The sequence below is a fragment of the Streptomyces sp. NPDC001714 genome (assembly GCF_042892755.1).
Lineage (GTDB): Bacteria > Actinomycetota > Actinomycetes > Streptomycetales > Streptomycetaceae > Streptomyces.
This window is the reverse complement of the sequence record NZ_JBIAUL010000007.1, coordinates 182104-204086: the sequence shown is the minus strand read 5'-3', so window position 1 is coordinate 204086 and position 21983 is coordinate 182104. Positions and strand designations below refer to the sequence as shown.

At 69.3% G+C, this 21983-nt stretch carries 16 protein-coding genes; 3 read left to right on the top strand and 13 right to left on the bottom strand.

The window, feature by feature from the left end:
- Positions 1–36: 36 nt before the first annotated feature.
- From ACFY0P_RS20245 to ACFY0P_RS20215, 7 genes are all read right to left on the bottom strand, one after another.
- Entirely contained in the window at positions 37–1956 is a 1920-nt protein-coding gene (locus ACFY0P_RS20245) for a PASTA domain-containing protein (RefSeq protein ID WP_388914573.1), read from the bottom strand.
- Positions 1957–2058: 102 nt separating this feature from the next.
- A complete protein-coding gene (locus ACFY0P_RS20240) occupies positions 2059–2685 on the bottom strand; it encodes a TetR/AcrR family transcriptional regulator (protein ID WP_388914570.1) in 627 nt (208 codons plus the stop codon).
- A gap of 111 nt (positions 2686–2796) precedes the next feature.
- On the bottom strand, positions 2797–3885 hold the full coding sequence (locus tag ACFY0P_RS20235) for a catalase family protein (RefSeq protein WP_388914567.1): 1089 nt from the start codon (positions 3883–3885) through the stop codon (positions 2797–2799).
- Between the two features lie 25 nt (positions 3886–3910).
- The gene (locus ACFY0P_RS20230) at positions 3911–5251 is read right to left on the bottom strand and encodes a Dyp-type peroxidase (protein ID WP_388914564.1); all 1341 of its coding nucleotides are present in this window, start codon (positions 5249–5251) and stop codon (positions 3911–3913) included.
- A 13-nt stretch (positions 5252–5264) separates the two neighbouring features.
- Positions 5265–5873, bottom strand: a complete 609-nt coding sequence (locus ACFY0P_RS20225; protein ID WP_388914561.1) for a hypothetical protein — start codon at positions 5871–5873, stop codon at positions 5265–5267.
- A gap of 994 nt (positions 5874–6867) precedes the next feature.
- The gene (locus tag ACFY0P_RS20220; RefSeq protein ID WP_388914558.1) at positions 6868–7440 is read right to left on the bottom strand and encodes a CHAT domain-containing protein; all 573 of its coding nucleotides are present in this window, start codon (positions 7438–7440) and stop codon (positions 6868–6870) included.
- Positions 7441–7561: 121 nt separating this feature from the next.
- On the bottom strand, positions 7562–8986 hold the full coding sequence (locus ACFY0P_RS20215) for a non-reducing end alpha-L-arabinofuranosidase family hydrolase (protein ID WP_388914555.1): 1425 nt from the start codon (positions 8984–8986) through the stop codon (positions 7562–7564).
- Between the two features lie 1077 nt (positions 8987–10063).
- Between ACFY0P_RS20215 and ACFY0P_RS20210 the strand changes: the two genes are divergently transcribed.
- Positions 10064–11497, top strand: a complete 1434-nt coding sequence (locus tag ACFY0P_RS20210; protein ID WP_388914552.1) for an endo-1,4-beta-xylanase — start codon at positions 10064–10066, stop codon at positions 11495–11497.
- 587 nt (positions 11498–12084) lie between these two features.
- On the opposite strand, the gene ACFY0P_RS20205 is transcribed toward ACFY0P_RS20210, so the two are convergent.
- On the bottom strand, positions 12085–13413 hold the full coding sequence (locus ACFY0P_RS20205; RefSeq protein ID WP_388914549.1) for a class I SAM-dependent RNA methyltransferase: 1329 nt from the start codon (positions 13411–13413) through the stop codon (positions 12085–12087).
- Positions 13414–13611: 198 nt separating this feature from the next.
- Complete coding sequence (locus tag ACFY0P_RS20200) at positions 13612–15657, bottom strand: APC family permease (RefSeq protein ID WP_388914546.1); 2046 nt, start codon at positions 15655–15657, stop codon at positions 13612–13614.
- A 363-nt stretch (positions 15658–16020) separates the two neighbouring features.
- On the opposite strand from ACFY0P_RS20200, the gene ACFY0P_RS20195 reads away from it, so the two are divergent.
- Positions 16021–16692, top strand: a complete 672-nt coding sequence (locus ACFY0P_RS20195; protein ID WP_293992737.1) for a TrkA family potassium uptake protein — start codon at positions 16021–16023, stop codon at positions 16690–16692.
- A complete protein-coding gene (locus tag ACFY0P_RS20190; protein ID WP_351491936.1) occupies positions 16692–17363 on the top strand; it encodes a TrkA family potassium uptake protein in 672 nt (223 codons plus the stop codon). Before ACFY0P_RS20195 ends, ACFY0P_RS20190 begins: the two co-directional genes overlap by 1 nt.
- Positions 17364–17458: 95 nt before the next feature.
- Here ACFY0P_RS20190 and ACFY0P_RS20185 read toward each other — a convergent pair whose 3' ends face one another.
- The 4 genes from ACFY0P_RS20185 to ACFY0P_RS20170 form a co-directional block, all read right to left on the bottom strand.
- Positions 17459–18232: a DUF3159 domain-containing protein gene (locus ACFY0P_RS20185; protein ID WP_388914542.1), complete on the bottom strand. Its 774-nt coding sequence runs from the start codon at positions 18230–18232 to the stop codon at positions 17459–17461.
- Between the two features lie 3 nt (positions 18233–18235).
- Positions 18236–18634: an OB-fold nucleic acid binding domain-containing protein gene (locus ACFY0P_RS20180; RefSeq protein ID WP_388914539.1), complete on the bottom strand. Its 399-nt coding sequence runs from the start codon at positions 18632–18634 to the stop codon at positions 18236–18238.
- A gap of 77 nt (positions 18635–18711) precedes the next feature.
- On the bottom strand, positions 18712–19398 hold the full coding sequence (locus tag ACFY0P_RS20175; protein ID WP_388914536.1) for a response regulator: 687 nt from the start codon (positions 19396–19398) through the stop codon (positions 18712–18714).
- Positions 19395–21953 carry an ATP-binding protein gene (locus ACFY0P_RS20170; RefSeq protein WP_388914533.1) on the bottom strand — a complete coding sequence of 853 codons (2559 nt, stop codon included), beginning with the start codon at positions 21951–21953 and terminating at the stop codon, positions 19395–19397. The genes ACFY0P_RS20175 and ACFY0P_RS20170 overlap by 4 nt, the downstream gene beginning before the upstream one ends.
- Positions 21954–21983: the final 30 nt, after the last annotated feature.

The window sequence follows — 21983 nt, the reverse complement described above, 5'->3', positions numbered from 1 at the left end:
GTTGAGGGCTTGATGCTGTCGGGTGGCAGTGACGTCTCACTGGCCGCCGTTCGTCGCCCCCGGCGTCGTCGCCGTGTCGTCGGCGGGTGTCCCGTCGTCCGACGACGTGTCCTGGGCCTCCTCGGTGACGACGACCACCGTGCTGCCCGCCTCGACCTCGCTCCCGGCCGCCGGGGTGCTGGAGGTGACCACGGCGTCGGAGGCCTGGGAGTACCCGGAGGCGACGGCCGTCTGCAGGCCGAGGTCACCCAGTTCGTTCTGGACCTCGGCAAGGGTCTTGCCGACGATGTCCGCCGGGATCTGCACGGTCTGCACCGACTTGGCGATCTGGACGTCGACCGACGAGCCGGGCTCGACCTCATCTCCCGCGGCGGCGCTCTGTTCGACGACGGTCCCGGCCGCGGCGCTGCTGTCCACCTCAGTGGTGTCGCCCAGCTTGAGGTCGTGCTCGGCGAGCAGCTTGCGGGCCTCGCCCAGGGTGCTGCCGGTGAGGTCGGGAACTGTGGCCTTCTCGGCCGCTTTGGCCACCGTGAGGGTGATCTCGGTACCCTTCTCGACGCTCTCGCCGCCTGCCGGGTCCTGCTCCAGGACGGTCCCCGCGTCCTCGGTGGACACCTTGTGCCGGAGCTTCACCTTGAAGCCCTTGTCCTCCAGAATGCGGGACGCGTCCTCCTCGTCCTTGTCCGTGACGTCCGGCACCTCGACCTTCGGCGCGCCGGTGGAGACGGTGACCGACACCGCCTCCCCCTTGTCGAGGCGGCCGTCCAGTGGGGTCTGCTCGCAGATGCGCCCCTTGGGCTGGTCCGCGCAGGGCTCCTTCTTGGTGACGGTGAGCGTGAGCCCGACGTTGTCCACCGTGCGCCGCGCCTCCTCCAGGGTCTGGCCGACGAGATCGGGTACGCCCGCCTTGCCGTCGTCGGCCGTGCCGCGCCCGAACATGAGCCAGCCGAGCACGAGTGCCGCGACGACGACCGCGACACCCATCCCGATCAGCGCGGCTCTGCCTCTGCGGCGACCGCTCTCCGCCGCGTCATCGCCGCCGGGCTCCTCGTCGCCGCCGTCGAACCCCCGGTCCGGGACGGTCTGCGCCTGGAGGCTAGCCTCGACGTCGGCGAGCATCTCCCGCGCGGATTGGTAGCGGTACGCGGGGTCCTTCGTGAGGGCCCGCAGGACGATGGTGTCGACCCGCGGTCCGACCTCGGGGTTGTAGAGACTTGGCGGCCGTGGTTCCTCCTGGACGTGCTGGTACATCACCGCCATCGGCGAATCACCGGTGAACGGCGTGCGCAGGGTGAGGAGTTCGTACAGAAGACAGCCCACCGAGTACAGGTCGGAACGGGCGTCGACGGCGTGTCCCATCGCCTGCTCCGGGGAGAGGTATTGCGCGGTGCCGATCACCAGGGAGGTCTGGGTCATGCCGACGTCCCGTGCGTCACGGGCGATGCCGAAGTCCATGACCTTGACCTGACCGGACCAGGTCACCATGACGTTGGCCGGCTTGATGTCCCGGTGCACGATGCCGTGCTGGTGGGAATGGGCGAGCGCCTCCAGGACGCCGGCCGTCATCTCCAAGGCGCGTTCGACGGTCAGCGGCGGTCCGGAGTACAGGGCCTCGCGCAAGGTCGTGCCGTCGACGTACTCCATCACGAGGTACGGCAACTGCGCCCCGTACGAGAAGTGCTCGCCCGTGTCGTAGACGGCGGCGATGGCCGGGTGGTTGAGCGAGGCGGTGGACTGGGCCTCCCGCCGGAACCGCTCCTGGAGTGCTGGATCGTGGGCGAGGTCGATGCGCGGAGTCTTCACCGCGACGATGCGGTCGAGCCGGAGATCGTGCGCGAGATGCACCTCGGCCATGCCTCCGGAGCCGAGCAGTAGCCGCAGTTCGTACCTGTCGCCGAGGACCGCCACCGGCGCGGGGTGGGAGAAGGCCAGATCGTCTGGTCCGCCGAAGTTCATGCCAAGATAATTGCACATCTAGGGGTAACTAAAGAGGTCGGGGCGGACACGGAAAGACCCCGGCGCTTCGCACCGGGGTCACGTCGGACTGCGGGGGCGATCTCACCCCTCGGCGGCGGCCACCTCGTCGACGACGATCTGTGCCCGCTTCTCCGGCACACCGGCCGCGATGAGCGTGGTGACGGCCACCCGGGTGCCGTCGTCCTCCAGCGCGCCGGTGTTGACCTCTTCCAGCAGGGCGACCGTCATCGCTTCAAGACCGGCGCTCAGCACCGGGGCCGGTAGGTGGGAGTGGAAGACGCCGTCCCGCTGCCCCCGCTCCACGATGGCCGTGACTCTGACCCGAGCGGGCTCCAGGATCCCGGCGACACGGTCCATGCCGAGGTCCCGTCGGGCCAGCGCCAGGAGCATCCGGTAACGATCGCCCACGGGCCACAGCGACAACGTGAAGTGTGCGAGCGCCCGATCGGCAGGTTCCGTTGTGCCCGCTCCGACCGCAACGGCGGCCTGGAGCGTCTCCGCAGCCTCCTCGGCCAGCGCGTCCAGCAGTGCCGTCCGCCCGGGGAAGTGCCCGAACAGAGTGCGCCGTACGACACCGGAGGCGCGCGCCAGCTCCTCCAGGGTGATGTCGGGATTCCGCCCCAGCTCCTGACGCGCGGTGGCCAGGATGCGCGCCCGGTTGGACCGTGCGTTGCGTCGCTGGGGCACGCGGCCGACGGGCTGGGACACGAAAGGAACCTCGAAGAAGCCGGAACGGAGAACGGACTTCTCCATTCTGGCATGCAGGCCCCGACCGATCCGCGGCTGCATCCGGGATCGGTCGGCCTGGACAGGCGGGAATCAGGCGGGCAGTTCCTTGATGTCGGAGGGCTCCTGCGGCTCGATTCCGTTGAAGTGGTGCCGGAAGTCACTGGAGGCGGGGTACGCGGCGCGGCGGGAGCGCATGATCGAGCCCAGCGGCCGGTGGGCCTCCAGGGCGTGCCAGGGGCTGAAGGAAAGGACGTCGTCGGCGTAGCGGCGGCGGGCGTCGCTGTAGGCGTCCTGGGCGGGCAGATGCAGCACGGCCACGGTCTGGTGCGGTGACAGTTCCTCGAGCCACAGGACCGAGGCGTCCTCCACCGGCATCCGGTCGATGTCCGTGCAGAGCTGGGCACGGATGTCGTACTCGGCGCTGTTGTGTGCGAAGAAGTCGATGACGAGGTCGCGCAGGGCCGACTCGCCGGCCTTCTTGTCGACGTGGCTGCCCGTGAGGGCCCTGACGTTCGCCGAGCGGGGCGCGGCGGACATCTTCGCGACGTGGTCGCCGTAGCGCAGCGCGGCCATGGAGTGGAACGTCTCGCCGAGGATGTGGTCGTTGGCGGCGGCCAGGGTCTCGACGGCGGGCGGAAGCGGGCGTCCGACCCGGGTGAGGGCCTTGGCGGCCACTCGGGCGGCCGCGCCGGTGAGCTGGAGCTGCTGGTCGCTCTGCCGGGGCTGTTTCTCCAGGAGGCCCTGGAGTTTGGCGTATTCGGCGATGTTGCCGAAGGGCAGGGTGGGGTGGTTGACGAGGAGGAAGTCCTGGGTGGTGAAGCCGTCGTCGAGGGCACGGGACCCGGGGGCGCCGATCACCTTCATCGCGAGGCCGCGCTGGACGGGTACCTGGTCGGAGCGCAGGTCGCCGGGGGCGGAGGAGAAGCGGACGATCACCGGGTAGGTGACCGGTTCGGCGAAGAGGCCCTGGGCGAGGTGGGCCGGGAGGCCGGGCTGGATGCGCAGCTCGCCGGCGAGGACGCCGTGGCTCTTGGCGTGGGCGTCGCGCAGGCCGTGGCGGTGTTTGTCGGCGACCTGCTGGTTGGCCTTGCCCATGGCCGCGACGACCTGGCGGACGAGTTCGTCCTCGTTCGGAAAGGGCTGTTCGAGGTCGGGGCTGTAGCGGACGTACGAGGTCATGGGGGATCTCCGCGCGAGGTGGGGGTCAGTTGCTGCCGAGCCAGCGGATGGCGGACAGGCTGGGCATGAAGAAGTACTCGCCGCCGAGGAGGGTGTTGAAGGACTGGATGTTCTGCACCCGGCGAGGCGGGGTCCCGGGCACGGTGAAGTAGGCGCCCTTGTCCTGGAGCGAGATCATCGGGTCCTTCTCCTTGCCCAGGCCCATGAAGTTGCCGGAGCCGACCCATTCGCTCTGGAGGAACTCGACGTTGTCGATGGCTCGGGCGCCGAGGGCGATGAAGTCCAGGCCGCGCGGTGTGCCGTCGTCCTTGAGGCGGTCCGGGGGCAGCGGGGTGCCGTAGGAGGTGCCGCGCCGGATGATGCGGCGGATGTTGACGTCGCTGAGGACCGTCAGCTTGGTGTCGCGCGGGTTCATCCGGCGGATGTGGGAGCCGAGCGGGGTGCGCAGTCCGCGCGGGTCGGCGGAGTAGTCGAAGTCGTTGATTCGGTTCGGGTCTTCGCCGATGGCCGGGGTGTCGCGGTCGGGCGAGAGGGCGAGAGGTGCGCCGCTGCGCCAGCGGCCGACCAGCTTGGCGGCCAGCAGCTCGCGTTCGGCCTCGGTGGAGGCGTTGTCGTGCAGCCACTTGTTGAAGGCGGCGACGTGGGAGTGGTACTTGCGGAAGACGACGTACGTGCCGTTGCGGCCCAGGACATCCGGAGCCGGCACGGGCAGCGGCACACCGGTCTCGCTCGGGTAGCCGAGGACGAACTCACCGGCCTTGATGGGCCGTCCGTCGCCCGGCAGAGGTTCGGCGCCACTGCCCTCGACCGCCGGCTGGCTGAAGCCGTCCCGGTATCCGAAGACGTTGAACCCGTCGGCCGCGAAGTCCTGGTGCGACAGCAGCCGGACGCCCGGTACCTCACCCAGTTCCTTCTCGTAGGCGGCGACTTCGGCCCGCCAGTCGTCCTCGCTCGCGGCAAACACCGTGACGGCGACATGCACCCGCGGGGTGCCGAAGGGGAACTCCCAGCGGTCCGGCGCGTTCACGCCGGTGTCCCGCAGCCGCTCGGCGCGGGCGGCCATCCCGGCGCGGAAGTTGGCCGGGAAGGAGGCAAGTGAGGCTTCCGGCAGCCCCAGTGCGACCAGACCCTGGTAGCTGAGGGCGAGGGCCAGCCAGGACGGCTGCGGTTTGTCCCAGCGCGCCGCCGAGGTCACCCTCGGCGCCAGTCGGCGCAGCAGTTCCCTGCCCGCGGCCGGTTCGGTGATCTCCAGGATCGCGTGGGTGCCGAAGTAGGGCTCGGGCCGGGCCCGCAGCAGGGTCGCCTGGATGTCGTCGAGGTCCAGGGTGGGCGGGCGACGCAGCCACCGGAACAGCGGGGAAGGCATGGCGTGCCTGCCTTCAGTTGAGGTCCGACAGGAAACGCTGCACGGCGGCCTCCTGCCGCTTGAGCCGGTGGCCCTCCGCGACGGTGAGGCCCGGGTGGGCGACGAACCACGCCTCGGCCGGGATCTGGTACTTGACGATGAAGTCCTTCACGTCCGGCGAGGTGATGCCGGGCCAGCCCTCGACGTTGCTGAACAGGTAGTCCATGAACTCGGGAATCTTGGTGGCGAAGTCGTCGATGTAGGGATCCCACTCGCCGTCGAAGGCGGTCGCGAACAGCAGCTTCGTGTCGTTGTCGAGGAACACGAACCGCATGTTGTGAAGGGTGCCGACCTGGCCGGCGCCCGCCAGGTTCCCGCCGACCAGGCCGAAGAATTTCCGCAGCCGCTCGGCGCCGTTCGGCTTCAGCGGCAGGATCGTCGTCAGCTCGGACACCTCACCGCTCTTGGCGCCGATCCGGCCGGCGGTGGTGACGGCGTGTTCGGCCATCTCCTCCTTGTCGGCGAGGATCTCGGCGGCCTTGAGCTTGAGGGCGATCTTGGCGTCCGACAGTGCGGTCTCGACCTTCTCACGGACCGCATCGGGGAACTGCTGGAACTTCGCATGCAGGGCGTTCTCGCTCATGGCGCCTCTCCTTGGGCGTGGGCGGCAACACTTCACATACCGCCACAAACAGGCCATTGCAGGGTGGTGGACAAACGGGACGAAACCCAATTCCTGACCACTTCCGCATAACTGATTACATCATCAGTTAGCCGCTTCAGCTTGTCAACGCGCTACTCGCAGGTAGTCACATGGCGCACGCAACTATGGGACAGATTGACCCGCAACATCTCTGCGTCGGCGGCGACACACCCGCCGAGGCCGAAGGGCTGAGGATCTTCGCCGGACCACGACTCGACCCGTTCTTCATCGACCTCGCAGGCGTTCTGGCCGCCGACGCCACGCAGAAGCTGCGCCTCGCGGCACTGGAGACGGGCCCCTCCCCTGTCGCCTGCTCTGCTCCGGAGAAGGTACGCACCGCGTCCGGCGCCTCGCCGCGTGCCGAAGTGGTCCACTACCTGAGCCGGCGCGGCACCCGCCTCGACGACCCCCAGGCGGGGGCAGTACTCGCTGCCGTCCCGGGAGGGGCAAGCAGCGCCTCCTTGTTCCTCCTCCCCGGGCCGCTTGCCTCGCAGCACCGCTGGTGCAGACCCACACGAGTACCTGACGGAACATCAGCTCGTGCGTCATTCGTGCGTCACTCCGCGAAGACGAACGGTGCCCCATTTCCCACCGCGCAGCCGCCACCCCGACGAAAGCACAGGTCACGGGCCGTCATGCGGTTTCACCTGTTCCCACGCCGCAAAACAGGTCGAGCAGACCAAAGAAATCGAAGAAAGGCAGGTCAGCGGCCCTTTTCAGCAGGCTCCAGGATCGCGACGTACTCCACGTGGTACGTCATCGGAAAGACGTGCCAGCACGCGGAAACTGGATATCTGCAGGTCAGCGTAGTTTCAGGGGGCGCTCTGAACGGCTCGTCCGGCCCCGGAGCGTCAGACGAGCGTAAACCGCGGTGGCGCTACAGCATCGACGAGGCGGGTCCGAGGTAGTGAGCCGAGCAATCCACGGGACTCTCTCAGACTCCGGTGATCTTGAATGCAGCCCAGAACAGCGGGCTTTCGGTGACCTGTTGGTCAAAGTGGCTTCGCCAGTCCGGAAGCATCGCGTCGATTGCTGATTCGGCGGCGCGCACCGGACCTGCCTCCCAGGACACTCGCCACCGGTGTTCACTTGGGCAGCGGATGGTGGCGGCGTAAGCGGTGTGGGAGTCCGCGCCCACGCCGAGGTGTGCGTGGAGCACAGCGGAGAACACGACGCCTTGCAGGTCAGTGTTTTCCCACAGAGGGGAGATGACCGCTTTTGCGCCGCGGGCGAGAAAGGCGGACTCGATGCTGCGCAAGGTCTGCACGGTACGGCCGGTGCCTTCATGCGTGCCCGTTCTGCAAGCGTCAAGGATGATCAGGTCGACGCTGGAAAAGACCCCGTCAGCGAGGACCCCGCTGGAAGTGAGCATGGCCGCACCGGGTGAATCGCCGTGCAGAGCGAGTCCGGCATCATGGGTGGAGACGGAGCACGGCGGCGGGTGACATGCTCGACACCAGCCCGGACCGCCGGCTGGAGTCGACGCATAGAGCCTCCAGCAGAGCACCGTGTCCGGCTCGGCGCTCGTTGGCGGTTCATCGGCTTCCCCGGCGCTGCTTCATGGCGGCAAAGGCGACGGCCGGCCCGATCTGGGTGAGGCCGGCCGTCGGCGAGGTACACAGGCCGGTTCAGCGCTGCAGGGTGAGGACAGCCGGCCGCCAGGGCAGTTGGTCGTAAGGGCCGGTCGCGGTGGGGGACTTGCCCTGGTAGAGGAGCTGCAGGTTGCAGGGGTCGATGGTCATGGTCTGGTCGGGGTTGTTGCGGACCAGGTCACCGTGGCTGATGTCGTTGGTCCAGGTGGCGCCGCTGTTGGCCTTGCCCGCGAAGGGGTTGCTCTCAGTGGCCGCCTGCGGGGTCCACGAACCGTTCAGGCTGGAGGCCGTGAAGGAGCGGAAGTAGCGCTGCTCGTTCGCGCCCCGAGCCTCGACGATCATGAGGTACTGGTTCTGGCCCTGGACCTTGTAGACCTGTGGCGCCTCGAACAGGTTCTTCACTGTGTCGCTCATGACCGTCGTGTACGACGAGCCGAAGCTGCCCGGGAAGTTCCCGATCGGCATGCTCGCCCGATAGATGTTGCCGTTGTCACCGGCGAAGAACAGGTACATGTTCTGGTCGTCGGCGATCAGGGTCTGGTCGATCGGGGCGGCGCCCGGGATGCTGCCGGTGAACAGCGGCTGCGGCGCGGACCAGCCGTTGGGGTTGGTGGGGTCGCTCGACGTGCGGTAGATGAAGGGCCATGCACCCCACTGGTACGCCAGCACCCAGATCTTCTTGGGTGCGAAGTAGAACAGCGTGGGAGCCACCGCGGACTGGCTCATCCCGGTCTGGCCGGCCGACGCCATGTCCGACCAGTTCGTGAAGGGGCTGAACATCATCGAGCCGTACGACGACCCCGACACGTTCGACGCGTAGACCAGGTGCTTGCCGTTGTACGTCACGTCGGTGAAGTCCTTCAGCGAGACCCACCCGTTCGCCGGCTGCGCCAGCGCACCCGTCGACGTCCACCGGTACGTCGACGGCAGAGAACACGTGCCGCCCCCCGGCGGGGTCGTCCCGGACAGGCCGGTCCACTTCTGGTTGCTGCCCCCGTTGCACGTCCAGATCTGCGCCGCTGTGCCGTTGGCCGTACCGGAGCCCGTGACCTCCAGGCACAGCCCGGACTCCACGCCGACGACAGTGCCGTCGGAGTTCACCCGCCACTGCTGGTTCGCGCCGCCGGAGCAGGTCCAGATCTGCACCCGGGTACCGGCCGTGGTGGCGTGGCCCGGAACATCCAGGCACTTGTTGCCGTACACGGTGAGCTGGTTGCTGTCAGTCAACGTCCACTGCTGGTTGGTCCCGCCCCAGCAGTCATAGATCTGCAGATACGTGCCGTCGGTCTGGCTGGCGCCCGGCACATCGAGACACCGGCCGGAACCAACACCGCGCAAGGCGCCGCTGGAGGCCGCCTGAGCCGGGGCGGCGACGAGCATCGCCGCCAACGCGGCCAGGGCCGCGACCACGGCGGCGAGCACCACTGACGTATGCCTGCGGCTGGAACTTCCTCTGCGCATGGATACTCCCTAGACCCTGAGTAGGCGGTTCCGGTTTGCCTCGCCAGAGGCTGGCCGGACTGTCGGCGTGGTGCGGTGTGCAGCAGTCCACGCGCACCGCAGCGGACGGGAAGTTGATTAGTCCATGACATATGCAACCGTTACATATGCAACCGTTACCTGCACATGCGGCATGGCCCTTGCGATTCCGACTTCAGGCGGTGCAGCCCGGCATGGCCCTACTGCGCGATGGAGCGGCTCCAAGTGTTCGTCATGCCGAACAAAGGTCGAACGATCGAGCAACCCGATGATAGAGAACCGGTGAACGTCGTCAATACCTCTCGCATGCATCGCCTCAAACGCCGAAACATTCGCAACCACCGCGCGCCGACCAGTGCACGCCACATCATCAAATGGCCGGCTCGTAAGCGACTTGCCCCCGGAAGGGAGCGACGTGCGGACGATGCAGACACTCGGTCGACCCTGACTGAAACGTCCCTGACAACGAAATCCGCGCGCCGACGCCACCACCGGGGGCCGTCGTCCGCTTACCGGATAACCGAAAGTTTCGTGGAACAGTCGGAAATTACTTCGGTTCGGGGTATTGACGATCCACGGTCACGCCTCAATCATCCCTGTCTGAGAAACCGGACCTGGTTCGAGATTCCGAGCTGCACGGGCCTGGGCAATCCATGTTGCACGGCAGATCAGCGACCAGCTGCACGGCAGACCCGCGCACCAGATCACCCGCGCCATCCCGTTTCGTTCCGGTGAGGTTCGCACCCGCGCATCCTGGCTCTTCCCGCAGTTGGAGAGGCATGCGACGCCGTGTGACGGTCCCCCGGCTGAGCCGCGCTGGAGTAACCCCATGCCCGTATCGGGACGTGGAACACGCCCGCCGCCCGCCGTACGTCGCCCGACGGCCGACCGGGTGCGGCGCCCGCGCCGTTGGCGTCATCCCGGTCCCCATGACTGCGGTGTCCGGTGATTCCGTGCTGCCCGGGCTCCGACCTGCCCCGTCCGTCTGCCGGACGAGGCCGGACGACGCAATCCCCTGCGCTTCAGTCGATCAGCGATTTCTACCTCGGAGGCACAGTCATGGGCTCGTACGCCCTTCCCAGATCCGTTACCCGCCGGAAGCTCCGCAGCCTGCTGCTGGCGCTGTTCGTCGGCGTCCTCGGTGCGGTCACCACACTGGCCGCACCGCCGACCGCACACGCCGCCGAGAACACGCTTGGCGCCGCGGCGGCACAGAGCGGCCGCTACTTCGGCACCGCCATCGCCTCAGGCAGGCTGGGCGACTCGGCGTACACGACGATCGCAAGCCGTGAGTTCAACATGGTGACGGCCGAGAACGAGATGAAGATCGACGCCACCGAACCACAGCGGGGCCAGTTCAACTTCAGCGCCGGCGACCGCGTCTACAACTGGGCGGTGCAGAACGGCAAGCGGGTGCGTGGCCACACACTGGCCTGGTACGCCCAGCAGCCCGGCTGGATGCAGAGCCTCAGCGGCAGCTCACTGCGCCAAGCGATGATCGACCACATCAACGGCGTCATGGGCCACTACAAGGGCAAGATCGCCCAGTGGGACGTCGTGAACGAGGCCTTCGCCGACGGCGATTCGGGAGGTCGGCGGGACTCCAACCTGCAACGCACGGGCAACGACTGGATCGAGGTCGCCTTCCGCACCGCGCGCGCCGCCGACCCGGCGGCCAAGCTCTGCTACAACGACTACAACATCGAGAACTGGACCTGGGCCAAGACCCAGGCCGTGTACGCCATGGTCCGGGACTTCAAGCAGCGCGGCGTGCCGATCGACTGCGTCGGGTTCCAGTCGCACTTCAACAGCGGCAGCCCCTACAACAGCAACTTCCGCACCACCCTGCAGAATTTCGCCGCCCTCGGCGTCGACGTGGCCATCACCGAACTCGACATCCAGGGCGCCTCGGCCTCGACCTACGCCAACGTGACCAACGACTGCCTGGCCGTCCCGCGCTGCCTCGGCATCACCGTCTGGGGTGTGCGCGACACCGACTCCTGGCGATCGGGGGACACGCCGCTGCTGTTCAACGGCGACGGCAGCAAGAAGCCTGCCTACACGGCCGTCCTCAACGCACTCAACGGCGGCGGCTCCACGACGCCCCCTGCGGATGGCGGACAGATCAAGGGCGTCGGTTCGGGCCGTTGCCTGGACGTGCCCGGAGCCGGCACCACCGACGGCACACAGCTCCAGCTGTGGGACTGCCACAGCGGCACCAACCAGCAGTGGACGTACACCGACGCCGGCGAGCTCAGGGTCTACGGCAACAAATGCCTGGACGCCGCCGGCACAGGCAACGGTTCCAAAGTCCAGATCTACAGCTGCTGGGGCGGCGACAACCAGAAATGGCGCCTCAACTCCGACGGATCCATCGTCGGCGTCCAGTCCGGCCTCTGCCTCGACGCCGTCTCGGGCGGCACCGCCAACGGCACCCTGATCCAGCTCTACTCCTGCTCGAACGGCAACAACCAACGCTGGACCCGTACCTGAGGGGGCCTGCCACAAACGAAGGGGTGAAGCCGCGACAGCCCACGGTGCGGCTTCTCCCGCCCCTCCACAAGGACATCGTTGACGGTCCCGGGTCGCCGCCGTGGTGGCGGCGACCTCGCGATCGGGATGCTCGCCGCGGTGTATCCCACGCCCGCCGAGGCGGCGTGAGCGAACCCCGTGGCCGAGAGTCCGTCCTGCTCAGGGCTGAGCAGACTGCGGCAACCAGCTCACCCGGGGATCCGCCCTCGCTCGCTTCGGACACCGGCTCGCACTCGGCTGCCGCCATCCCGGAGTGCGGGGGCGCGTCGCCTTTCCCCGACAGGACGTGCCGGCTGGCGATTGACCCGCGCTGTCTGATCCGGGACAACACCGTCACGCTCCGTCACAATCAGCGTCGAACGAGCGTCAGGACATTTGCCGAACCCGGCCCTCAGGGAGTTGAGGCAGAGCGTTCCCGACCCGCGCCCCCGCTGCGAAACCGCAGGTGAGACATGCGGCAGGAACCTGCACCATGCTCCACGCGGTGGACCTACGGAAACATGTCGGCACGACCCGCACGCAACCTGGGAAACCAGAAGAACAGCAGGTCAGACACCCTTTGCTGCGGGCTCCAGAATAGCCACGCACTCCACGTGCGACGTCATCGGAAACAGGTCGAACGCCCGCAGCGTCCGCACCCGGTACCCCCCGTCCCGGAAGTACGCCAGGTCCCGTGCCAGTGCGGCGGGGTCGCAGGCCACGTAGGCGATCCTCCGCGCGTCCAGGGAGGCCAGGTGTTCCACCGTCCTGCGGCCGGCGCCCGCGCGGGGTGGGTCGAGGACGATGAGGTCGACCTCCGTGATGCCGGTGCGCGGGAGGACCGACTCGACCTTGCCCTGCTCGATGCGGACCCGCGGGAAGTCGGCGAGGTTGTGGCGGGCGTCCTCCACCGCGCGCTTGCCGGACTCGATGCCGAGGACCGCGCCCTTCTCGCCGAGGCGGTCGGCGAGGGCGCCGGCGAAGAGGCCGACGCCGCAGTAGAGGTCCAGCGCCATCTCGCCCTTGCGCGGGAGGAGGCCCTGCATGACCGCCGTGACCAGGGTGTCCGCCGCCTTCGGGTGGACCTGCCAGAAGCCGCCGCTGCCGACCCGGTGGGTGCGGCCGTCGGCGCGCTCGCGGACGAAGGCGCGGCCGTGGACGCGGTGGATGCCCCCGTCGTGCTCGTCGACGCGCATGACCGAGACGGGCCTGTCGAGCTCGACCAGGGGGAGGCGGGCGCCCGGGCGCGGTTCCAGGATGACCATGCGGTCCTGGGAGCCCGTCGCGGCGATCGCCTCCACCGCGGCCATGCCGGACCAGTCCCGCTCCTCGATGCCCAGCTCGCTGACGCCCGGCGCCGCGATCATGCAGTGCTCGATCGGCTCCACCTCGTGGGAGCGGTGCCGGCGCAGTCCCGCGTTGCCGTCGGCGTCGACGGCGTACTGCACCCGCGTCCGCCACTGCGGCACCTCGCCCGCCGGCAGCTTGTCGCCCTCGGCGGGCATCACCGTGCCGTCCCAGCCGGCCTCCTCGGGAGTGAGGCCCGCGAGTCGCTGGAGCTGTTCGGCGATCACCTCGCCCTTGAGGCGGCGCTGGGCGCCCGGCTTGGCGTGCTGCCAGTCGCAGCCGCCGCAGCGGCCGGGGCCGGCGTAGGGGCAGGGGGCCTCGACGCGGTCCTTGGACGCGTCGAGGATCTCGACCGCGTCGGCGCGCAGGAAGCGGGCGCCCTCCTCGCCCTCGGTCACCTTGGCCACGACCCGCTCGCCGGGCAGCGTGTGCCGGACGAAGAGCACCTGGCCCTCGGCGGTCCTGGCGATGCAGTGCCCGCCGTGCGCGACCGGGCCGACCTCGACCTCGTACTCCGTCCCCACCAGCGATTTCTTCGGTTCTGCCTGCATGGCGGGGTGACTCCAGATCAACGGGGAGGGAAACGGCCCGGGCGAGGGCCGACGACAGCCCACCAGTCTACGGGGTCGCCGATGCCTGCCGTGTCCACACGGGGGGTCCGCAAGGGGGGCCCGCACGGGAGGAGCCGCACGGAGGGGGCAGGGAGACCGGCACCCTCCCCGTCCGTGCGCCCGCGCTCCCCCGACCCGTCAGCCCCCGCTGTGCTCCTTGGGCCGGTGCTCGGCCGGACCACGCCGGACCGCACCCGGTGCGTTCCACTCCTGGCGCTTGCGGGCCCGGTTCTTCGCCACCTCGGAGGAGGCCAGCTGGTAGGGCACGGACGTCACCATCACGCCGGGTGTGAAGAGCAGCCGGCCCTTGAGCCGCAGTGCGCTCTGGTTGTGCAGGATGTGCTCGTACCAGTGGCCGACCACGTACTCCGGGATGATCACGGAGACCGCGTCCCGCGGGGACTGGGCGCGCAGGCCCTTGACGTACTCGATGATCGGCCGGGTGATCTCGCGGTACGGCGAGTCGAGGACCTTCAGCGGTACGTCTATCCCGCGCCGCTCCCACTCCTCGCGCAGCGCCTTGGTCTCGGCCGGGTCGACGTTGACGGTGAGCGCCTCCAGGGTGTCCGAGCGCATCAGCCTGGCGTAGGCCAGGGCGCGCAGGGTGGGGCGGTGGATCTTGGAGATCAGGACGACCGAGTGGACCCGGGAGGGACGGACGAGGTCGTCGTCGGGCTCCTCGGGGGCGGAGATCTCCTCGGAGACGCGGTCGTAGTGCTTACGGATCGCGGTCATGGTGGCGTAGAAGATGCACATGCCGAGCAGCGCCACCCAGGCGCCGTGGGTGAACTTCGTGACCAGCACGACGACCAGCACCAGGCCGGTGAAGAACGCGCCGAACGCGTTGATCGCGCGGGAGCGGATCATGTGGCTGCGCTTGGCCTGGTCCTTCTCCACCGCAAGGTGGCGGTTCCAGTGCCGGACCATGCCGGTCTGGCTGAGCGTGAAGGACACGAACACGCCGACGATGTACAGCTGGATCAGGCGGGTCGAGTCCGCGCCGTAGATGACCGTCAGCAGGGCGGCGGCGCCGGCGAGGAGCACGATGCCGTTCGAGAAGGCCAGCCGGTCGCCGCGGGTGTGCAGCTGGCGTGGCAGGTAGCGGTCCTGGGCGAGGATCGAGCCGAGCAGCGGGAAGCCGTTGTACGCCGTGTTCGCGGCCAGGAAGAGGACGAGCGCGGTGGCCGCGGCGAGCACGATGAACAGGAAGCTGCCCTTGCCGAAGACCGCCTCGGCGACCTGGGAGATCACCGGGTTCTGGACGTAGCCGGACCCGATCGGGACGCCGTTGTGGAGCAGGTCGGTGGCCGGGTTCTCGGCCATGCGGACCTTGGTGACCGCGGCGAGCGCGATGATGCCGCAGAACATCGTGACGGCCAGCAGGCCCATCATGGCCAGCGTGGTCGCCGCGTTCTTCGACTTCGGCTTGCGGAAGGCCGGGACGCCGTTGGAGATCGCCTCGACACCGGTGAGCGCGGCACAGCCGGAGGAGAAGGCGCGCAGGAGGAGGAAGACCAGGGCGAAGCCCGCCAGGCCCTGGTGCTCGGCCTTGATGTGGTAGTCCGCGGTCGGGGCGCGCATCGTGTCCCCGAGGGCCAGGCCCCGGAACGCACCCCACGCGATCATGATGAAGACGCCGCCGACGAACACGTACGTCGGGATCGCGAAGAGCTTGCCGGACTCCTTCACGCCGCGCAGGTTCATCAGCGTCAGCAGCACGATCACGGTGACCGCGCAGAACACCTTGTGCTCGACGACGAAGGGGACCGCGGAGCCGAGGTTCTCGATGCCGGAGGCGATGGAGACGGCGACGGTCAGGACGTAGTCGACGAGCAGGGCGCTGGCGACGGTCAGGCCGGCCTTGGGGCCGAGGTTGGTGGTGGCGACCTCGTAGTCGCCGCCGCCGCTCGGGTAGGCGTGCACGTTCTGCCGGTAGGAGGCGACCACCGTGAACATCAGCACGACGACCGCGACCGCGATCCAGGGGCTGAAGTGGTACGCCGACACGCCCGCGATGGACAGGACCAGCAGGACCTCCCCCGGCGCGTAGGCGACGGAGGACAGCGGGTCGGAGGCGAAGACGGGGAGTGCGATGCGCTTCGGCAGGAGCGTTTCGCCCAGCCGGTCACTGCGCAGAGCGCGCCCGATCAGAATCCGTTTGGGCACGTCGGTCAGTTTGGACACGAGAGAGGATCGTAGGCCTTCCACCTGGCAGGTCTCCAGCCGCAGTGCGGGATCTGCCTCCCGAGTGAAAAAGGTGACGGCTGGAACTGCGGATTCCGCAGCTTACGCCCGATCCGTGCCTAGATGGCAGACCCCGCCTGTCTTCGCACTTCGGAGGTCCCATGCCCGCGACCGCAGAGCTGATCGGTGCCACGGTCGCCCTCGTCGGCCTCGGAATCCTCACCGCCTGGAGCGTGCGCAGCATCACTCGGCGATGAGCGCGGCACGGGGGTGCCCGGCGGGGACGGTGCGTGTGTAGCTTGGGCCTCGGTCTGAGAACCTGATGGGGCTGAGCAGTAACTTTTGAACACCGGAAGGACGGTCGTGCACATCGTCATCATGGGCTGCGGCAGAGTGGGTTCCGCTCTCGCCCAGACCCTGGAGCAACAGGGGCACACGGTCGCCGTGATCGACCAGGACCCCACCGCCTTCCGCAGGCTGGGCCCGGGCTTCGGCGGCCGCCGCGTCACCGGAGTCGGCTTCGACCAGGACACCCTGCGCGAGGCGGGCATCGAGGAGGCCGGCGCATTCGCCGCCGTCTCCAGCGGTGACAACTCGAACATCATCTCCGCCCGGGTCGCCCGCGAGATGTTCGGGGTGGAGAACGTGGCGGCCCGGATCTACGACCCCCGGCGTGCCGAGGTCTACCAGCGCCTCGGCATCCCGACCGTGGCGACGGTCCGCTGGACCGCCGACCAGATGCTGCGCCGGCTGCTGCCCTCGGGCGCCGAGCCGCTGTGGCGCGACCCCACCGGCGGGGTCCAGCTCGCCGAGGTGCACGCCTCCCCGAAGTGGGTCGGCCACAAGATCAGCAGGCTCCAGGAGGAGACCGGGGTCCGGGTCGCGTTCCTGACCCGCCTCGGCGAGGCGATGCTGCCCACCTCGCAGACGGTCCTGCAGGAGGGCGACCTGGTGCACGTGATGATGCGGACGGACGACGTCGACAAGGTCGAGGCCGCCTTCGCCGGGGGTCCTGAAGAGGAGGGCGGTCACTGATGAGGGTCGCCATTGCCGGGGCCGGTGCCGTCGGCCGCTCCATCGCGGGCGAGCTGCTGGAGAACGGCCACGAGGTCCTGCTGATCGACAAGGCCCCGACCGCCATCTCGGTGGAACGGGTCCCGCAGGCGGAGTGGCTGCTGGCCGACGCCTGTGAGATCACCTCCCTCGACGAGGCGGCGCTGCAACGCTGCAACGTCGTGATCGCCGCGACCGGCGACGACAAGGTGAACCTGGTCGTCTCGCTGCTCGCGAAGACGGAGTACGGCGTTCCGCGCGTCGTCGCCCGGGTCAACAACCCCAAGAACGAGTGGCTGTTCAACGAGGCCTGGGGCGTGGACGTCGCCGTCTCCACCCCGCGCCTGATGTCGGCCCTGGTGGAGGAGGCGGTGTCGGTCGGCGACCTGGTCCGGCTGCTGCGCTTCAGTCACGGCGACGCGAACCTGGTGGAGCTGACGCTGCCCGAGGAGTCGGCCCTGGCCGGCACCCAGGTCGGCGACGTGGAGTGGCCCGAGGACACCTCCCTGGTCACGATCATCCGCGGCACCCGGGTCCTCACCCCCTCCAAGGAGGACTCCCTGGAAGCGGGCGACGAGCTGCTGTTCGTGGCGGCCCAGGCCCGCGAGGAGCAGCTGGAGGACCTGCTGTCGGTACGGCGCGAGGACAGCTGACGCGGACAGGAACGAACCCGCCCGCCTCTCGACTCACCGAGTCGGGTGGTGGGCGGGCGAGGTCTTAGGGTCCGGGGGCACAACCCCGGGGGCGGTCACCCCTCGCGGCGGTGCCGCGCACCCGCAGTCTCAGCCGCGGCTTCCTTTTCCCCGGCGGCCTTCTCCTCCGCCGCCTTCTCGGCCGCCTCCATCTCCGCGAACACGTCGATCGGCGCCGGCGCCTTCGCCAGGAACACCCAGGTGAGCCAGACCGCGAGCAGGAACGGCGGGATCTTCAACGCGACGAGCACCCAGCCGAGTTGGGCGGTGTTGGCCCACCAGTACAGCGGGAAGAGGATCGCGCACTTGGCGAGCAGGATCAGGCCCCAGGCCCAGCTGGCCTTGGCGTACGCCTTCTTGCGGCCGGGGTTGCGGGTGCGCCAGGAGAGGTTCTCCTTGAAGACCGGGCCGAGGATCAGGCCGATCAGCGGGACCCCGCACAGGGTCGTGACGATGTACGCCAGCGCCAGGCCCAGCGTGTAGAGCATGCCGGGGAGGTAGAAGTCCTTGGCGTTGCCGGTCATCATCGCGAAGACGACACCGAAGGCGACGCCGAAGACACCGCTGAAGGCGTGCTTGACGGTGTCCCGCATGGCGAGGCGGACCACGACCAGCACCACGGAGACCGCGAGGGCGGCGATCGCCGACCAGTGCAGGTCCTTGTTGATGGTGAAGATCGTGACGAAGAGCAGGCCGGGCAGGACCGTCTCGACCATGCCCCGGACACCGCCGAACGCCTCGAAGAGCGCGGCCTCGGTCACCGCCCGCGCGTCCTCCGCCCGGGCGTCCTCCGCCTGCGTGTCTTCGGTCGGCTTGTCGAGCGACGTCACCGGCTACTCCCTACCGAGGGGTCTCAGTTCGTACTTGGGATTGAACAGCACCCGGCGGCCCCGGCTCAGCGAGATCCGGCCCGATGCGATCAGCCTGCGTCCCGGTTCTATGCCCACGATGGAACGCCTGCCGAGCCACACCACGTCCAGCGCGGCGGAGCCGTCGAACAGCTCGGCCTCCAGGGCCGGGACTCCGGCGCGGGGCCGCAGAGTGACCGTGCGCAAGGTACCAGTTACCGTGACGATCTGCCGGTCGTGGCAGTCGCCGATCCGGATGCAGCCCGCGGTGTCGGCGTCCTCGCGCAGCTCCTCCGACTCCAGGTCCTCCTGGGACGAGGAGAGCCGGTCGAGCATGCGCCGGAACCGGCCGACCGGCTTCTCGGAACGAGGAACAGCACTCATGTCTGAAGCGTACCGGGGCGCACCGACACCGCCGTAGTCCAGCTCACTTCGCGACCCGCCTCACTTGTCGAACCGGCTCACTTCTCGAACCGGTACCCCATTCCGGGTTCCGTGATGAAGTGCTTCGGGTGCGAGGGATCCGCCTCCAGCTTCCTGCGCAGCTGTGCCATGTACACGCGCAGGTAGTTGGTCTCCGTCCCGTACGACGGTCCCCACACCTCCTGCAGCAGCTGCTTCTGGCTGACCAGCCGCCCGGTGTTGCGGACCAGCACCTCGAGCAGGTGCCACTCGGTCGGGGTGAGCCGGACGTCCCGGCCGGCCCGGTTGACCTTCTTCGCGGCCAGGTCGACGGCGAACCCCTCGGTCTCCACCAGGACGTCGTCCTCACCGCCCCCCGCGACGGGCTCGGCGCGGCGTACGGAGGCCCGCAGCCGGGCCAGCAGCTCGTCCATGCCGAAGGGCTTGGTGACGTAGTCGTCGGCGCCCGCGTCGAGCGCCTCGACCTTCTCGTCGGAGGAGTGCCGGGCGGAGAGGACCAGGATGGGCACCCGGGTCCAGCCGCGCAGCCCCCTGATCACCTCGACGCCGTCCATGTCGGGCAGGCCGAGGTCGAGGACGACCACGTCGGGGTGGCGGGAGGCGGCCAGTTCGAGGGCGGTACGGCCGTCGGGGGCCGCGTCGACCTCGTACTTGCGCGCCTTGAGGTTGATCACGAGGGCGCGCACGATCTGCGGCTCGTCGTCGACCACGAGCACACGGGTCATGAGGCCTGCCTTTCCGGTTCTGCCAAGGGTTCTGCCACGGCCTGCGCCGCTTCGGTGACCGATCCTGCCGCGCGGAGGCTGAGGACCATGGTGAGCCCGCCGCCGGGCGTGTCCTCGGCGTTCAGGGTGCCGCCCATCGCCTCCGCGAAGCCCCGGGCGACCGCGAGCCCGAGGCCGACCCCGGCGCCGCGCGGAGCGTCGCCGTAGCGCTGGAAGGGCTCGAATATGCGTTCCTTGGCCTCGTCGGGCACGCCGGGCCCGCGGTCCACGATCCGGACCTCCACGCGGTCCGCGATGGCGCTGGCGGAGACCAGGACGGGCCGGTCGGCCGGGCTGTACTTGACGGCGTTCTCGACCAGGTTGGCCACCGACCGCTCCAGGAGCCCGGCGTCGGCCTCGACCATCGGCAGGGTCTCGGGGACGTCGAGGTCCACGCTGGCGTCCGGCACCCCGACCAGCGCCATCGGGACCACCTCGTCGAGGTCGGTCTCGCGGACGATCGGGGTGACGGTGCCGGTCTGGAGCCGGGACATGTCGAGCAGGTTGCCGACGAGGTGGTCCAGCCGGTCGGCGCCCTCCTCGATGCCCTCCAGCAGCTCCGCCCGGTCCTCCTCGGACCACTCCACGTCGTCCGAGCGCAGCGACGACACCGCCGCCTTGATGCCGGCGAGCGGGGTGCGCAGATCATGGCTGACGGCGGCCAGCAGGGCGGTACGGATCCGGTTGCCCTCGGCGAGCGCGCGGGCCTGCTCGGCCTCCTCCTGGAGGCGCCTGCGGTCCAGGACGACGACCGCCTGGGCGGCGAAGGCGGCGAGCACCCTGCGGTCCTCGGCGGGCAGCACCCGGCCGGTCAGGGCGAGGGCCATGTGGTCGCCTATCGGCATGTCCACGTCGCCGTCCTCGGGCCGCTCCAGGGCGGGCCCGAAGCCCGCGCGCCCGGCACAGCTCCACGGCTCGACGTCGCTCGCCCGCTCCAGGAGGGCGGCGGACTCCATGCCGAAGGTCTCCCGGACCCGTTCGAGCAGTTCCTCAAGGCTGGTCTCGCCGCGCAGCACGTTGCCGGCCAGGAAGGAGAGGATCTCCGACTCGGCGCGCAGCCGGGCCGCCTGGTGGGTGCGGCGGGCGGCGAGGTCCACGACCGAGGCGACGGACAGCGCGACCCCGAAGAAGATCACGATGGCCACGATGTTCTTCGGGTCGGCGATGGTCAGCCGGTGCAGGGGCGGGGTGTAGAAGTAGTTCAGCAGCAGCGACCCGAAGGCCGCCGAGGCCAGCGCCGGGAAGAGCCCGCCGAGCAGCGCCGCCGCGACCGTCAGGGTCAGGAAGAGCAGCATGTCGTTGGCGAGGCCGAGGTCGACGGTGTTGAGCAGCACCGCCATGACGGCCGGGCCGACCAGGCCGACCAGCCAGCCGGCGATGATCCGGCCCCTTCCGAGCCGGGCGCCCCGGGCCACCGGCAGCCCGCGTCCCTTGCCGGCCTCGCCGTGGGTGACGATGTGGACGTCCAGGTCGGGTCCGGACTCGCGGGCGACGGTGGCGCCGACGCCCGGTCCGAGGACGTACTGCCAGGCCTTGCGGCGCGAGGAGCCGAGCACGATCTGGGTGGCGTTGACGCCGCGTGCGAAGTCGAGCAGGGCGGCGGGGATGTCCTCGCCGACGACGTGGTGGAAGGTGCCGCCGAGCTCCTCGACCAGGGTGCGCTGGACGGCGAGTTCCTTCGGGGAGGCCGAGGTCAGGCCGTCGCTGCGGGAGATGTAGACGGCGAGCACCTCGCCGCCTGCGCCCTTCTCGGCGAGCCGCGCGGCCCGCCGGATCAGCGTCCGTCCCTCCGGTCCGCCCGTGAGCCCGACGACGATCCGCTCCCGCGAGCCCCAGATCGCCGAGACCCGGTGCTCGTTGCGGTACTGCTTCAGGTACTCGTCGACCCGGTCGGCGACCCACAGCAGCGCCAGCTCGCGCAGGGCGGTGAGGTTGCCCGGCCGGAAGTAGTTGGACAGGGCCGCGTCGACCTTGTCCGACTGGTAGATGTTGCCGTGCGCCATGCGCCGGCGCAGCGCCTGGGGCGACATGTCGACCAGCTCGATCTGGTCCGCGCGCCGTACCACCTCGTCGGGCACCGTCTCGCGCTGGCGCACGCCGGTGATGGACTCGACGACGTCGCCGAGCGATTCGAGGTGCTGGATGTTGACGGTGGAGATCACGTCGATCCCGGCCGCCAGCAGCTCTTCCACGTCCTGCCAGCGCTTGGCGTTGCGGGAGCCGGGGATGTTGGTGTGGGCGAGTTCGTCCACGAGGGCGACGGCGGGGGCCCGGTGCAGTACGGCGTCCACGTCCATCTCCGTGAACACGGCACCCCGGTAGTCCAGTTCCTTGCGCCGGATCTGCTCCAGGCCGTGCAGCATCACCTCGGTGCGCTGCCGGGCGTGGTGCTCGACGAAGGCGACCACGCAGTCGGTGCCCCGCTCCACGCGCCGGTGCGCCTCGGAGAGCATGGCGTAGGTCTTGCCCACGCCCGGTGCCGCACCGAGATAGATCCGAAGCTTGCCGCGTGCCATGGTCCTATTGTCTTCCTGCAACTGCCGTCA

Coding starts and splice junctions, on each gene's coding strand:
- ACFY0P_RS20215 (WP_388914555.1), bottom strand. CDS start 8,986: ATGCGCAGAGGAAGTTCCAGCCGCAGGCATACGTCAGTGGTGCTCGCC.
- ACFY0P_RS20170 (WP_388914533.1), bottom strand. CDS start 21,953: ATGGCACGCGGCAAGCTTCGGATCTATCTCGGTGCGGCACCGGGCGTG.
- ACFY0P_RS20235 (WP_388914567.1), bottom strand. CDS start 3,885: ATGACCTCGTACGTCCGCTACAGCCCCGACCTCGAACAGCCCTTTCCG.
- ACFY0P_RS20205 (WP_388914549.1), bottom strand. CDS start 13,413: ATGCAGGCAGAACCGAAGAAATCGCTGGTGGGGACGGAGTACGAGGTC.
- ACFY0P_RS20175 (WP_388914536.1), bottom strand. CDS start 19,398: ATGACCCGTGTGCTCGTGGTCGACGACGAGCCGCAGATCGTGCGCGCC.
- ACFY0P_RS20190 (WP_351491936.1), top strand. CDS start 16,692: ATGAGGGTCGCCATTGCCGGGGCCGGTGCCGTCGGCCGCTCCATCGCG.
- ACFY0P_RS20210 (WP_388914552.1), top strand. CDS start 10,064: ATGGGCTCGTACGCCCTTCCCAGATCCGTTACCCGCCGGAAGCTCCGC.
- ACFY0P_RS20225 (WP_388914561.1), bottom strand. CDS start 5,873: ATGAGCGAGAACGCCCTGCATGCGAAGTTCCAGCAGTTCCCCGATGCG.
- ACFY0P_RS20180 (WP_388914539.1), bottom strand. CDS start 18,634: ATGAGTGCTGTTCCTCGTTCCGAGAAGCCGGTCGGCCGGTTCCGGCGC.
- ACFY0P_RS20230 (WP_388914564.1), bottom strand. CDS start 5,251: ATGCCTTCCCCGCTGTTCCGGTGGCTGCGTCGCCCGCCCACCCTGGAC.
- ACFY0P_RS20245 (WP_388914573.1), bottom strand. CDS start 1,956: ATGAACTTCGGCGGACCAGACGATCTGGCCTTCTCCCACCCCGCGCCG.